This is a genomic window from Rania fehmarnensis, from assembly GCF_056494185.1.
Genome location: NZ_CM151398.1, coordinates 4,683,226 through 4,699,592, shown reverse-complemented (window position 1 = coordinate 4,699,592; position 16,367 = coordinate 4,683,226). Strand labels below are relative to the sequence as shown.

The 16,367-nt window shown below is 56.2% G+C and carries 1 protein-coding gene (running past one end of the window); it reads left to right on the top strand.

Annotation, left to right across the window (positions count from 1 at the left end):
* The first annotated feature begins 30 nt into the window (after window positions 1–30).
* Window positions 31–16,367, top strand: partial view of a right-handed parallel beta-helix repeat-containing protein gene (locus SH573x_RS15970; RefSeq protein WP_479356636.1) — the 5' portion only. It continues 15,133 nt past the right edge of the window; only the first 16,337 of its 31,470 coding nucleotides appear in the window; the start codon lies at window positions 31–33; the stop codon falls past the right edge of the window.

Below are 16,367 nucleotides of genomic sequence, written 5' to 3'. Positions count from 1 at the left end.
GCAATTCTCGTTTTTTGAAAATGGTTTATCATGTCGCGCAAGTCACGCAGACGCACAGCGCGTCTCCGCTGGTTGTCCTCCACCAGACGCCGTAGAGCCTTTTTCGAACAACTCGAGCAGCGACAGCTGCTGGCTGTCGACTTGGTCTATCCGAATGACCTCGACACACTGCCCTCGGCCGACTTGCGTCTGCAAGGCTTCCTCGATGGCTCAACGCCCTCAGTAAGATTGGTCGCGGGCAGTTCGACAATCGTCTCGGCAGCTCTACCGGCTGACGCCACCGTCAATATTCGCCGCGATGATGGCGATATCGAGCAGTTGTCCAACGCCAGCGATACGATTCGTGTCGACCTGGATTCACTTTCCACTCTGCAAAGTTTCATCGCAGCCAACGCAGCCAGTAACAGTGGACGACTGAGCATCAACTTCAATGGTGGCGATCCGCTGCCGCTGGTCAATACGTTGCTGGGCGACGATAGCCTGGTATTGGAAGCCGCCGGTTCGGTAGCTAACCCTACGGTAGTCAGTTTTGGGCTAAGCGTCATAACCACGGCCGACATCTTGGCCGCTAATGTCAACGCCAACATTGCTGGTGATCTGCTGTTGCGTTCCAATCCGACCAGCAACACATCAGGCGATGCGACTGATCCGAGCGCCTTCTTGGAAACCATGTCGGCTGAAGTGCGCATTGAGAACAGTCGATTGAACGCGACCAATTTAACGATCGATGCCGCGGCCACTAAGACGATGGTGGTCACGCCCGACTCGGCCTTCGGTGGCGATCTGACTTTTGCTGAAGCGATTCTCGCGGGCAGTTCTGAAGTCACCATCATCGGCGGATTGATCGCGGCCACGAACAATCTGTCGATTAGCGCGCAGTCCACCATCAATACTAACGTTGGGCGCAATCCCGCCGACGATGGCAACACCAACGACAACGACCAACAACAGGATGCCGCTGTTGTATTGACGGTGATCGACAATCAAGTATTGGTGGACATCAACACCGGCGCGGTCTTGACGGCAGGCGGTGTGGCTTCGGTCCTGGCGAACAATTCCATCACGGCGATTGCCAACGCAGATGGTACCGCCGGGTCATCCGATGCTGGGGGGACGGTCGTAGTAACGACGATAACCGGTCCCACCGAGATCATCGTTTCAGGCAATTCGTCGATCACATCGGTCGGCAATCTATTGTTAACAGCTAATAGCAATCGCACTGCCAACTCATCGGCCAATGCGACTCCGCGCGCAGTCACAGGTGGCGGTGGTAACACGGCTGGCAGCAATGCTCTGGGCAATAATGCGAGCACACCTAGCGGCAATATGAACCTGGCAGCCGCGATCGCCGTGAGCAATCTCGGTGGTGACACCTTGGTGGATGTGAATAATGCAACGCTCAGATCAACAGGGGGCAACTTAACTCAACTGGCCGACGCCAAGTATACGCTGACAACGCTGGCTGATGGATCGACCGCCAATGGCAGCAGTAGTTCCGGCATCGGCGCGGCGGTGGCCCTGCAGAATGTCAGCGGTGATGCCATTTCGAGAGTGCGTGGTATCTCAACACTCGATGGAAACCAGATTAACATCAATGCGCGAATTGGTGACTCCGGTCTTGGTACCGTGACTCTCGATGCGAAATCTGGTCCAACTGGTAGCTCTTCTAGCAGCGATCTCAACCTGGCTGGTGCCGTAGCTATTAATATCAACACGGCCGACGCACGCGCATACATCGGCGAGCGCGACGCCAATGGCGCGGCGGTTGCAGCCAACGTCAATGCCAGTTCATCCAACGTGAATCTGGCCGCGACCATGAACACCACCGACACGATTCGCGCAATTCCAAATCAACCTGCCAGCGCGGGCGGAAGTGGAACAGGCGTGGGAGCTTCGTTTGCGCTGAACGTTGTCGATCATGTCACCGAAGCTAGATTGCTAGATCAAGGGCAACTAAGTGGCGCCACGAGCCTAACCCTGAATGCGACCGCCGATAATACCAAGAACACGACCGCGCAAGCCGGAGCCAAAGGCGGAACGGCGATCGCCGGTGCGCTAGCCATGGCCATTGTCACAGAAGATACGCTGGCCTCGATCGGTACAGGATCGCCACTGGCACTCACGGGCACAGGGAACCTTACAGCAACAGCCGATCACACCAGTGTGGTCAACACCACCGGTCAAGGTGATGCGACCACGGGTACCGACTCCAACATTGCTGCCGTGATGACGCTGTCTTACGTCAATGAAACCACCGAGACGACGATCAATCGCAACTTGAACGCCCCAGGAAATCTAACCTTCCTGTCCACCAATGCTTCGCGGACAACGGGTAATACCACCGCCAATGCCCAAGGCGCCTCCAGTTCGGCGGCAGGAAGTTCAAATACGAACAGCGCATCGGGCACAGCCACTAACAGCGCGGGCACAACGGCCAGCAATGGTGGAGCACGCGGACCATCCAGTACTGGTACTCAAAGTCGACCAACCGCAGCCACTTCGCGCAATTCGATCGATGTATCGGCGGCTGTTACAGTCAACGTCGTCGAGTCTTTCACGCGTAGTTATCTGCCTCAGAATCGATCGATTACTGCGTCCGGGTTATCGAGTATTCGCAGTTTATCCAACGTCGATGTCTCGGGAGTTGCGAACGCTTCGACAACTCAAGCTGGTGATTGGGGCGTAGGCGTAGGTGTCGCCCTGAACTATGCGAACATCAACAACGAAGCCTATATTGATGCAGGCACCACGCTTACAACCGATGGCCTGACGCTCGAAGCCAACATGCGTTCGCTCGGTAGCGGAGCAACTCTCGACAATCGCCACGTCGTGACGACCACGGCTAACTCTGGTGCTGGCGGTGGTGATAATGGTTTTGCGGGCTCGGTATCGATCAACATCGTTGACTCGCTGACTCGCGCCCAATTGGTTAGTGGTTCGAGCCTGACGGGTCTCACGGCTCAGCCGGTCGTCATTCGTTCTAACTCGCGAACCACCAGTCGCGCTGATGCCTTGCCCGTAGAGGACATGGCTGGTGGCAGTGGTCAAGATTTCGGTTTCGGTGGCTCCTATGCGCTTACGCGAACCACGCATGACTCGTTTGCTAGAATAGACAACTCGGTTGCACTGACACCTGCGGCTGTGAACACTCCTTTTCAGTCGCTGACAGTGGAAGCCATCGCCGATCATTCATCAACTGCTAATGCGGTCAACGGGGCCAGCAACACACAGAAGCAAGGAGACCCTGCTACCGATTCCACCGGCATCGGCGCCGGTGTGGCCATGGTGCTAACTGCTAACGATACGAAGGCCAGTATTGGTACTGGTGCAACGATTACCACTTCGGGCAATATCGTCCTGCGCGCCGAACATCGCCATGCGGTCAGAGGCGAGTCCGATGGCAATGCCAGCGACGGCGAAGAGGGTATCGGCATTTCATTCGCGCTCAATCAAATTGACGATGACGTCGAAGCCAAGCTTGAGCGCAGTTTGACGGTGACCGCTGGTGGCTTGACAGTCGAGACCGTGACCAACGTCACAAGTAACATGGAGGCTACCGCCAGCAGTCGCGGTGCTCAAGGCGGTAGCGATCCCGATCAAGAGGCGAACGCTCAACGCAATCCCAACTCCGCCGGCGGCGCAGCCAACACGGGCACAGCCACCAGCACGACGGTCCAACCCGCCGGTACTCAGGTCAACCAGGCTAACGCCTCTGCCAATACGGAAACAGGCAGTCAGTCAGAAGGGCTGGGCGTCGCCGCAGCCGTTGGCATAAGCATCTTGGATGTTGCCAGCCAGGCTCTGGTCACTGGCAACATTGATGTGCGCGTCGCAGGCCCCGTGCGCATCGGCAACTTAGCTGATCACGGCGCCGACATCAAAGTCCTCAGCGACTCCGTATCGCTGGAAACGGGTGAGAACGACGATGCCGATCACTACGCAGCCTCGATCGCGTTTAGTTATGTAAATACAGAAAGCCTGGCCACGGTGGCCAACAACGCCACGATCGAAGGCACATCGGTCACGATTGAAGCCGTTACAGGAACCACCGCCAACAATGCTTCGCCCAACGATTTTATTGTGTGGGCAGCCGCTGCTTCGGGCGGTCAAGGCGATATGTCAGCCGCTGGTTCGATCGCGATCAACGTAGTCGACATGGAGTACATCGCCGTCGCGGACGCAACCACGCGACTACGCTCGACTGGCAACCTGACGGTGCGAGCCGAGAACGTGATGAACCCGCAAACCCTGGCTGCTAGCGCTGGCTTTGCGGCGCAAGAAGATGGCAGCGATGAAGAAGTCTACGGCGGTGCGTTGACTTATTCCAACGTCGACTTGATCACCAAGGCACATATCGATGGCAGGGCTGACGCAAGTAACGCGATCACCATCGATGCGGATACCATCATCGATCCACTGATCACGATTGTGCCCGGTATTGAATTGGAGATTCCGTTTACCTCCGTAGCAGTCGCCGGGTCGGTCAGCGGTGGTGATACGGCGGTGGCTGGGGCGGTGGCCATCAATGACTTTGATTTGATCACCACAGCGTACGTGGGCAACAATGCCAAGATCAATCGCGACAACCCAGATCCAGTTGTTGATCCGCTCTACCCGACGCCGATCGCCGACTTGCCAACACAAACCGTCTCGATCGATGCTACCGATAGCACGAACACTACATCGCTGGCCGGTTCGCTTGGCGTGGCCATCGAAGGCACCGGCGTAGGGGCTGGATTGGAACTGGGCATCATCCAGAAAGACACGCAGGCTTACATAGGTTCCAGTGCTTTTGTCGATGCGCAGGGCAACGTCACGGTCATCACCAATTCCGATGAAGATATCACCTCAGCCGCGGCCAACGCCGGTGTCGGTGAATCGGAAGGCATCGCCGCTTCGATATCTTTCTATGTCGTGCTAACGACGACGCTGTCGCATATCGGTACTAGTGCCAACGTGCGCAGTTTAACCAATAGCGTCGAAGTGAAAGCCACTGGCAATCTTGAACTGATCAGCGTGGCTGGCTCGGTCGGTGTCGGACTGAACGAAGTGGGATTCGGGGCATCGATCACCACGCTCATTCATACCGATACTGTTGAAGCCTTCGTTAGTTCATCGGCGGTTATTACAGTAGGCGGCATTCTCGGACTGATCGTGGATGCCAACTCGCTCGAGAATCTTATTGGCGTGGCGGCAGCGGGCGGATTCAGCGGACAAACCGGTGCGGCGGGATCGGTCAGCGTTTCGATCCTCAACGAAACAACCCGAGCCTATATTCAGCACAACGTCACGATCAACACGCTGGTCACTTCCATCACGGGCAAACCCGATGTGAAACTGACGGCTGATGCCCACACTACACTCGTCGCGGTCTCGGGGTTGATTGCGGTCGGCGGTGATGGAGCTGGCGGCGTGGGTGCAGATGCTGCATCGATCATTAAAGTTACCGATGCGTTTATCGGTTCGAATGTAACGGCCACGGTGGCGGGCGACATTTTGGTACTGGCCACGTCAATTGAAGATGTGACTTCGGTGGCAGCCGGCCTGACGGCCAGCGGCGGCAATTCGGGAACAATCGACCTGGGCGTCCACGTCTTCGATATTGTTTCGCGAGCCTTCATCGGTGACGATCCCACCGATACCTTTCCAACGCAAGGGCCAGGCAATATCGTCGCCGATGGCAACATCATCATCGATGCCGATGATCGACTGGAGATTGATAAAGTCATCGTGGCGGCGGCCGTTGGTTCGTCCTTCGGGGGAGCGGGAGCCATAGGGGTATCGACGATCGACAAAGTAGTCGAGGCCTTTATCGGTGCCGGCGCGCAGGTGACAGCTCGCGGCAACGGTAACAGCTACGACGCGAAAAACGGTCTGTGGATCGAAACCTATGAATCGTCAGGCAGAGGCGCCAGTGGCATACAGGCTGGCGGTGTTACCAAACCCAACGATCCCGATAACCCCAACGATGATCAAGTCGTCGCCGGCGATGTCTCGGACTCTTCCAACGTTCAGCAACTGGCCCTCAAAGGCGAAGTGGGTACGCCTGACTTTGATCCCGAAGACATTAAAGATGACCGCGCCGGGGAAACCAACGTTGATCCATCGGTAACCCAGCAACGCAAGCTCGAGCCTGCAACGGCCAGCCTACGTGGATTGTCCATTAGCGCCATGAATCGCGATGAAGTGGAAGTTTTCACGGTCAGCATCGGTGTGGCCGGTACGGTGGCCGTGGCCATCTCGGCCGGGATCAGCGTGATTGACACGACGACGCGTGCGTATGTAGGTGATGCAGCGAACATCAACAGCAATCTCGCTGGCGCGCATGATGACCAAACTGTACGCATCGCCGCGGCCAGCGACTTCTCGCAAATCGCCTTCGATGGATCGCTCTCGATTGGTGTCGAAGGCGCAGCCGCCCCGGCCCTGGGCGTGGCAATCCTCGATAGCCTGGTAGAAGCCAAGATCAACTCCAGCGCCCAGGTGAAAGCCAACAAAGACGTCAAGATTGAAGCCCAGCAAAGCAACGATATTCTCTTGGCCAGCTTCGGCCTGGCGGGATCCGGTGGCGTGGCCTTCGGCGGCAGCGTCAATGTTATGGACATCACCACTACCGTCCGCGCGGCCATTGGCGATAACGCTGTTGTCTTTGCAGGCAACAACGTGATCGTCTTGGCCAACGATCATAACGACGTGGATGTCATAACCGGTGGCCTCGGAATTGGCCTGACCGCTGGTATAGGAGCTGGTGTGGGCGTGGTGATGCTGGACACGCACGCTATCGCTGAAATTGGTGATGCCACAGTTGACGCGTTGGCTAACATTGGCGATACAACAGTTCTGGCTGGGACCGATGCGACGGGGATGTTAACGACAACCACCGGCCGCGGCGTCATCGTGCAGGCCCGCTCACGACAAGACTTTACGCACCTCGCCTTGGCTGGCGGTGGCGGTTTCATTGGTGTGGCTGGTGCCGTGGGTATCTCCATTCTCGACTCGGATACCACGGCTGCTATTCGTGGCGGTGCGACCATCAACCAGGCAACCAATGCCGACGCGGCCAACTCGCTGCAGAGTGTTTACGTCAACGCCGGGAATGAATACTTGGGCTTCTCGTTTGCCGGTGCCCTAGGGTTTGGTCTGGGTTCGCTAGCTGGTGCCATCGACATTGGTACGCTCAAGAACGATACGTTAGCGATCATTGAAAGTAACGCCACGGTGCGCGCCAAGAACGATGTGATCGTCAATTCGTTGGCGTTTAAAGACATCGATGGCTATGCGTTTAGCGGAGCAGGTGGCCTGATCGCCTTGGCTGCATCGGTATCGGTCTGGTCGGTCGGTACACAGATCGAGCGCAGCTATACCGATCGCGACGGCAATAGCGCAGACGCACAGGCCGTTGGCAGCGATCGCGCCGATGAGGACTCGGCCGAAGAGGTCGATGAGATGGGCAGCGAAACGTCGGGCCTGTTGAACAACTACCAAACTGGTGGATCAAATCGCATTGGAAGTATCTCCAGTTCAGCCCGCGCGCGATTCAACCGCCACCGCCCAACGCAGAATCCCACTGAACCAACTCAGACGTCGATCCTCGCTCTGCTCAACTTAGGTAATCCCAATGTCGAACCGGGTACGACCGCGATGATTGCCACTGGGGCCACCGTGGTGGCTGGCTTTGACATTGTGGTCAACTCGCAAGAAACCGTCGACTTCAACTCGGCTGTGGGTACTGTGGCTGGAGGCATAGGTGCACTAGGGGCCGCAGTGGCAGTGAATTCACTGGCCACGAATGCAACAGCCAAAGCAGGCGGCACACTCACCGCTGGTGGTGATGTGTCAATAACTTCCAACCTGGACACTGTTGGTTATACAGTGGCGTTCGCAGGCACAGGTGGCTTCGTTTCGCTAGGCGCTGCAGTTGTAGTATTCGATGATAGTTCCGTAGTGAGCGCTTACCTGGATAACGGCGCGTCGGTCACCGATGCACAGAGCCTCAACATCACTGCTAGTGACACGCGCAACTTCTATGGCTTCTCAGGCCAAGCAGGTGTTGGCCTGTTGGCTGGCGGCGCATCCTTTGTGGTCGTCAACGTGGACAACGATAACACCGGCATTGTTGAAACCGCAGCCTTCATCGGCAACAACGCGACGATTGGTTTTGGAAACAATGGTGGTGTAGGCGCGATCAACGTCAAGTCGAATCCTGACATTACCGCTACGTCTCAAGCGCTGGGAATCAACGTTGGCGCGGCTGCCGTTTCGATCAACTTCTCCGAACTGAACCTGGCCCCAGAGTCGCGAGCGACGATCGGGTACGGCGGCAATATTCTGGTCTCCGGCAATGTCGTCCTAGAGTCCAATCAGAAGGTCGAAGGCACTGCTAAGGGCGTTGGGTTTGCCGCGGGAATCGTGGGTTTCGGCGGCATGTTCGCCGACCTCGAACTCGGTCGTGGCGATGGCATCGACGAGGTGGAAGTCGGTATCCTGGGTGACGAAGGACAAGCCGGCACGGTGCTGGTAGCCGATAACTTGCGCATTAGAGCCAACACGGTTGATACACTGGATGTCGTCAGCGTCGCGGCCAGTGGCGGTGCCCTGGCTGTGGCTGGTGCGACTGCTGAATTGCACAGCGATCAATCCTCGCGAGCTACCATCGGTCGCAATGCGCTGATCAATGTCGATACTTTATATGTCGACATTATTCGTAAAGCCGACATCGATTCGAGTCTGGATGCCGTCAGCGCGGGCATTATCGCCGGTACCGGTGCATTCATCGACAATGAACTTACCAGTAAAGCGCGCATCTTTGTTAGCCCAGGCGCGACGGTCAACGCGCACTCTATCACGCTCGATTCGCGCAACACCGTCCAGAAAGATCGCTACGGCACAGGCGATGGCGTGAACCTGGCCACCGTCTCGCTCTCGATTGTGGGTGGTGCAGCCGGTCAGACCAGCGATACCAACATCGGCACCGCCACTCAACCATTGACTTCGTCGGTCATCATTCAACCTGGCGCGACGCTGCGGGCCACGGGCACGTATAAGAAACCAGGCATTCTTGGCATCAGCACGTTAACTGATGTGGAAGCGATCGATCGCACCAGCGTGCTGCAGGTCTCAGGCGCCAACGGTGCGGTAGTGGCCAACAGCCTGGTGCGATCGGACACGCGCTCGCGTATCGAAGTCGATGGGGCGGTGCTCGAGAATGAATATGGCTCTATTGAAATGGGGACCAAAGGCAATGCCTATTCGGCCAACACATCCGACGTGGAAATGGTCTCGGGCATCTCAGCCGCTATGGGCTCAACTTCGAACGCCACCAATATCAACGAACAAGAGATCGAACTGAACGATGCCCAACTGGAAGCCAACAGCATTCTGATCATGGCTGGCCGCGATCTAAACCGCGTTTCCAACGTCATCAATAGCGTCTCGGTGGCTGAAGCCTTTCTGGCATCGCTGTTCCCAAGTTTCCCTGACCCCAATGCGATTTCGCAAGTCTTTGAATCCAACACTATCAATGTGGCTGGCAATTCGAAGTTAACCGCTTTTGCTGACATTGATATGATTGCTCGTCAAGGCATCACCTTGCCCGAAGGTCGGGCCACCGCCGCGGGTGATCTTCTGTCGTTGTCGCTGATTCCGTTTGCGGCCGATGCCGACTTGAGCCGAGTCGACAATAGCACGAATTCGGTATTGATTGCCAACACGGCTAAACTGCTGGCTGGTGCTGCGAGTAGCTCCGTGGTGCAAATCATACCGATGATCTTAAACGGAGGGGCTGTCACACTGGCTGGCCAACCCATCGTCATAGGCCAACCACTCAGTCCGGAGCAGTTGGACGCGATCGACGCTCCAGCCAGTGCCAACTATCACTTTGCTCCGCTGGATGTGGAAACGATAACGCTCGATTTCTACCAAGGCTTCGTTGCCAAGGCAGTGACTGGGGCCATGCAGGGTGGCACAGCCGGTCACTACTATCGCTTCAAAGTCAACACGGCTGAGGGACCGAGGCGTATTGCACTACACAACGAGAACTTTGCCAACACCGCTCGCTGGGAAGATCTAGGTACCGTCGCTCCCACGCAAAATGTGCTTGCTCTCTACGACAGCAATATCTCGCAGGTATTCGCTGGCCAAATCGCAGGCAAATTTGCGGTGGCCCAGCCTGTCGAGATGGACCCGGTAAAACTCTCGTACCGCAACATGGGCAACCTGCTGTTCGCACGCCGTGAAACCATCTTGGGTTGGATGGCTGACCATGCCGATGATGCGGAAGCCATCGCGCGTTACCAGGTGCAACTGGACGAAGTCAATGCTCTGTTGGAAGAGTTTGGTTTGACCGGAACTGTTGCTGGTCCGGACGATACCGAGCTGATCACCTTCAAACAGGAGCTGGATCTGCTGTTTATCGAAGTACCCAGTATGATCGCGTCGCCAGGCTCGATCTTCATCGAAGGTACGCCACCGCCGCTGATGCCTGATCAAACGTATGCATTGCTCTTCCAAAATCTAGTCAACACCGGTGTCATCGAAGCTCGCGCCGGCGCGGCGATCAATCTGACCAACGAATCCCCCTTCACCATGATCGTCAACGGTGCAGTGGTGAAAGACAACCGCCGAGTTACCACTGACGAAGACGGTCAGTATCTCTCGTTGGATCCGGGAAATGTCTACATCAACCAAGTCCCGCTAACCAACGTCGACGATAACTCGGCCAAGGTCATCAACATCACGCAAAACTCCGCGGGGGCCTACAGCCAGTTCGATTTGGCTGGCCTGCCGATCACCCCAGCCGAAATCGATCAAGACCTCTACATCGAAGCCGACATCGTTAATGAAGATGGCAATGTTCGTATCGACAATGTCGAAGGCAGTATCTTTGTCAACGCCGAGATCCGGGCGCAGAGCGTCGAGATATTGGCAGGCAAAGACTTCAACCTCAACTCGGAAACCTGGTTCCACACCAATCGCGATCCGCGGCAATATCTAAAATACGACACCTTCCGTGGCGAGTTGTTCGATGCCGCAGAGTTACTACGAGATCTGATTCCTTGGGTCAATCTTCCAGCCGGAACGAATCGCTTGGTGGAAGCTGATGGAAGCTTCGAAGACTCCGAAGGTGTTTCACTGGCCGAAGCGATCGCAGCGGACACGTCCCGCATCCTTGCCCAAGGCTCCATCACCATCACAGCTCGCTTCCTGAACGTGAACGGGCTCATTCAAAGCGGTGCTGAGACCATTGAACTGGGCATATCCTCTGACTTTGAGCCGCCCGAATATACCACCAACTTCATCGACGAAGACGGCGTCAACCTGATCGAAGGCATTTCGTACGGTGTGGCAGGTGTACCGGTGGATGGATACTGGGATGCAGCCAATAAAACGTTTGTTATCGACGATATTAAACCTGAAGGCGGAAAGATTACGATCGCTGGCCAATTGCTCAGCACCGGCAACGGCCGCTTGAAAGTGGCTAGTGGCTATCCGAGCATCAACATCGACAACGATAGTCCGTATATGTTGGTTATGAACGAAGTCGACATTACCGACTTCCGCGAAGGCATCATCACAGTTATCGACTCCGGTTTGCTAACCAAGGCCGAATACAAATTCTTGCCCGCGACGAACCAGATCCAGGAGCGACGCTTTACAGGTCAACTGGTCGCTGGTGGAAACGACAACGACGGTACCGATGATGGCCAGGTTTCATCGATCCAATACACCTTGCAGTCAACGGATCTGCACGCCTTTGGTGCTTCGCTGGAATATGCAGTTCCCACTGGCTTGCAATATGTGTGGACGGAAGGTCAACGTTTGAATCGTCAGACGGTCACGCGCTACGTTCGCGACGATAGCTGGTACACCAGCTTTTTGCCATTCATTGATTTCGATGAAACGACCTCCACAAGTGAAGAGAGTTTTCTCAATCCGCGCCCCATACTCGAGTCTGAATTGCGTTTGCTTACTGGCGCCAATGGTGTCGATGCTAACGGCTTTGATATCGATGGCATTCCCGACTATGCAGTCGGATCGGCTTACTCCATCGCTTACTTGCGTTTCGGAGATCCACGCACTGCCCTGCCCGCCGGTGCCCTGGTACGCAACCCGCCGCTGTTCGTCAGCTTGCAGCAGTTTCCGCCGATCGTCGATGTACCGGATGATTCGCAAGTCTATGAGTACATCGGCACACCGGGCGAGTTGATCGATTTGACCGAGGCCAATTATGCAGACACAGCACTTTGGACTCTGCGCGACGATATCGATGCCCAGACTTTTGTGCTCGACAACATCACGCAGTTCGATAGCTCGTTCAGAAATCGGCGATCTTCCACAACATCGCCTGTGGAGATCGATGACGACATCTACGAGACTATCCGCACGGTGGTCGAAGGCCAAAAAGATCTGTACACACATACGCTGAAAGCTGACTATCCAATCGGAATTGTATTCGGCAATAGTGCCGCTACGCCTAGCGTTAATATCAGCTCGCACGGGGGCATTCGCTTCCTGACCAACGTGTTTACGCCCGAGACGGCAACCATGGCGTTGACGTCGACTGGCGGGTCCATTGTGGCTGAGGATTCCGCTGTCATCTTCGGTACCAACCCAGTCGTGATCGCCGCCGGTGATGTCGACTTGCAGATCGAAGGTGACATCGGAGCGCTCAATATCTTTGCCGGCGGCGATATCGATGTCACTGCGGTGTCTACCGACAATATCTCCAGCCGCTTTGAAGTTGCATTGGTCTCGTCGACGGGTGGAGATGTGTTCATTCACGCGCCCGATGGTTTGACGAACGAATCTTCGACTTCCAAAGTGAAGGGCGATCGCGTTGAATTGGAAGTTGTGCGTGGGGCCATCGGTACCTCGGTTTCGCCCCTGCGCATTGAAGCCAATTTCTTGGGCACAGGTGGCCTGGCCGCCCTCGCCAATGACAACATTTACATCGTCCAAACGGCGGGCGATTTGCCACTGCTGCGGGCCCAGAGTTTTACCTCTTCAGCTTCGATTGAATCGCTGACAGAAGATGTCAATCTGACTACTCTGTCCGGCTCGATCCTAGATGGAGATCGCGAGAACTTTCTAGCGCGCCAACCCCAACCGGTTAATTTTGTCCAGCAGCGTTTCATCGACCAAGGAGTCGCCAGCGGACTCTTTTCGGCCCAGTCGTTCACTCAACCGCTCTCATCAGGCTTGATGAAATTCCTCAATCCAGGACAGGCCATACCCAACGTCCCAGTAACGCTCGCCGAAAGACTGAATATCAAAGGTGGCGACGTCAGGCTCAGCGCTCAGTCCCCAGGCTCGAGCATCGGTTTGATTGGCGAGTCGATCCTGATCAGCAACCCACGCAATTACGCGGCGCTGTCAGCCTCTCAAGCCGCGCTCCTATCATCGGCCAAGGCTGAAGATGTATTGGGAGTGCACTATGGAGTGTACCGATTCTTGGGCACGGGCCAGGCTAACGTCAACCTGGCGCTGGAAGACTTCAGCAATCCACTCCGCTGGCTTAAGTTGAATCCGCATTTCGCCACTGGGGCAGACAGTAGTGTGGCCGTGCTGCGCGTGGTATCGCTAAATCAGCGCGTGCAAGTCAATCACGATCGAGATCAGATCGGGATGTATGAGTACATTGGTGCATCAGGTCAATTGAATCTGACCGCCGAAAACTATCGCGATGTGGCGCGTTGGCGCAAAGTCGAAGGTGCGGCAGCTACGGATGGACCAGCCGTCGATTTGAGCAATGGACTGCTGGTCACCAACAAAGGGGTGATCGATGCCATGGTCATCCGCTCCACCGAAGATGTGAATATAGCGGCGACCACGAGCCTCATGGCCCAGGCTCACCAACATGTGAATATCGAAGCCCCCGACACCCTGCGAGTTAACCTGGTGGTGGCTGGTGAGGATGTGATTCTGCGAGCAGCAGATGACATCCAAGACAATGGCATCAACGTGGCGGCACTGGTGGCCGGGGGTGATGTGCACTTCATATCCGGCGCTGGAGTTTCGCTGTTCAACAATGTCGGGCCATTCAAGACTCAAATCGCTCCTACTGGTTCACTGCGTGCAAATAGCGGTGCACAGATCAATGTTCAGCAGATCTCGGCTGACGCCATCATCAATGGTGCTTCCCAGCCGATCAACGATTTGTTCGTAGTCTGGGTGGATGCGGCGAGCAATGTGGATATCGTAGTTCAAGAGGGCTCGATGCAGCTCGGATATGTTACATCGATGGGCGATGTCGACTTGCGAGCCCCAGTGGCTATCCTGGATGCTTATCCATCAATACCGGGCACGTTTGTTAACATCTACACGCCTGCCGGCGCGGTGCCGGGCCACGTCTACTTGCAAGCTGCCACGATTGGTAGCAGTACAGCCCCGATTACGGTCGACCTTCGCGCTGGGGAGCTAACAACGTCCAGTTCGCAACATCAGTGGTTGCACGCCGCCACGGATCTTGTCGCGCGATCGATGGTTTCAACGGGTGGTAATATCACGGTAACTGGAGCCGACGATATCGCGATCGGTTTGATTCAAGCTACAGCGGGACATGTACTCGTATCGACCATCGGTTCGATTACTGACGTCGACGGGGACGCCGCTGCAGACATAGAAGCGATCACGATCACGCTAGTATCCAGTCAGTCATCTATCGGTACTGCTACCGATGACTTGGAGATCAATACAGCCGACAGCTCTGCGGGCCTGTTATCCGCCGCCGCGGCTGGCAATGTCTACCTCACCGAGAAGAGTGGGCGATTGAATGTGCAACACGCCCAGTCAGTCGTGGCTGGGGATGTGCGACTGGCTACCACGGAAACATCGGCCGGTGGAGAGGACATCATCGGTTTGAGTGGCGGTTTGATCGCGGCACTGCATGGAAACATTTTGCTCTTGAGTGCGGACAACGTCACGATCTCTAGCACGCTGAGCGCAGAAAATCTGCGCGTTGTCGGCGACTACCGCGATCGCGATGCACAGGGCTCGATCGTGACCATTAGCGGGCCAGTTGCTGGTCAATACGCAGAAATTGAAACTGGAGACGGCGCGGATACGATTCTAATTGCGGCCTCTGTCATGCTGGGCTTCGTGGTAAAAACTGCCAAAGGTGATGACGATATCACCACCGGCCCTGGCAATGACCAAATCTATGCCGGCGATGGTCGAGACATCCTGCGTGGTGGTGATGGCGATGACTACCTCAATGCCGGTTCAGGTGTGGGTGATGAGCTGTTCGGTGGCGAAGGCGATGATACGCTGATCGGTTCGACTGATGGCAGTGAATTTGATCCGGACTTTGCCGACTCCACGCGTTTCGGTGACTTCATCGACGCTGGGCCAGGTAACGACACCGTCTGGTCACTAGGTGGTGCAGACATGATCGTGGGCGGTTCAGGCGATGATGTGATCGATGCCGGCGAAGGTAGTGATTTCGTCTTGGCCGGAGCTGATAACGACACCGTGTATGTTGGCAGTGGACTAAGTGATGTGGCCCATGGCGAAGCGGGTGATGACGTACTGATTGGCTCCAACACCGGCAATGATCAGTTGCTGGGTGGCATCGGCAACGATCGGCTGCGGGGCCAGGCGGGCAATGATCTGCTCGACGGCGGCGAGGGCGATGATGTGCTTGACGGCGGCGCCGGGACTGACGAGTTGTTAGGTGGACTCGGCAATGATGAACTGCTCGCCGGCGGCGGTACGGGTGACACGCTGCGCGGTGGCGCTGGCGACGATACGTTGACCGGTTCCGACGACGGTGCGGACTTACTCTTCGGGGACGCAGGTCGAGATCGTATCTCAGGTCGCGGTGGCAATGACCAAATCTCGGGCGGCGACGATGATGATATTCTCGACGGTGGGGCGGGCGATGATGTGATCAGCGGTGACGCAGGCAGCGATTTGATCATTGGCGGTGGTGATCATGATGTGTTGTATGCTTACAGTCTTACTAATTCGACGCTCGATGTTTCCGTGAACTATTTGTATGGCGATTTTGGTACTGGCAACAACGAACCTGGTTCAGGCCGCGATCAACTATATGGCGCCAGCGGCCGCGATCTGTTGTACGGTGAAGGTGATGACGATCTCATCGACGACGATATTTCGATTGCTGGCATACCGTTGCCGGCGGCATCGCTAGACTTCATTGACTATGGCACAGGTGACGGCGCGAATCCCACAACGTTCACCGCTGCGCCGCCGACGGCCAATCCGCCTGTGCAACCGGCCGGACCGGCCTACCTGGCACCTCGCAATTCTTATCCCACTGGCAGCCCCGATCTTGGACGCTGGAGTGAGCTAGGGGGATCGGCGACTGGCACTGGGTTAAATCGCAGCGGCATCATGTCCGCGCCTTC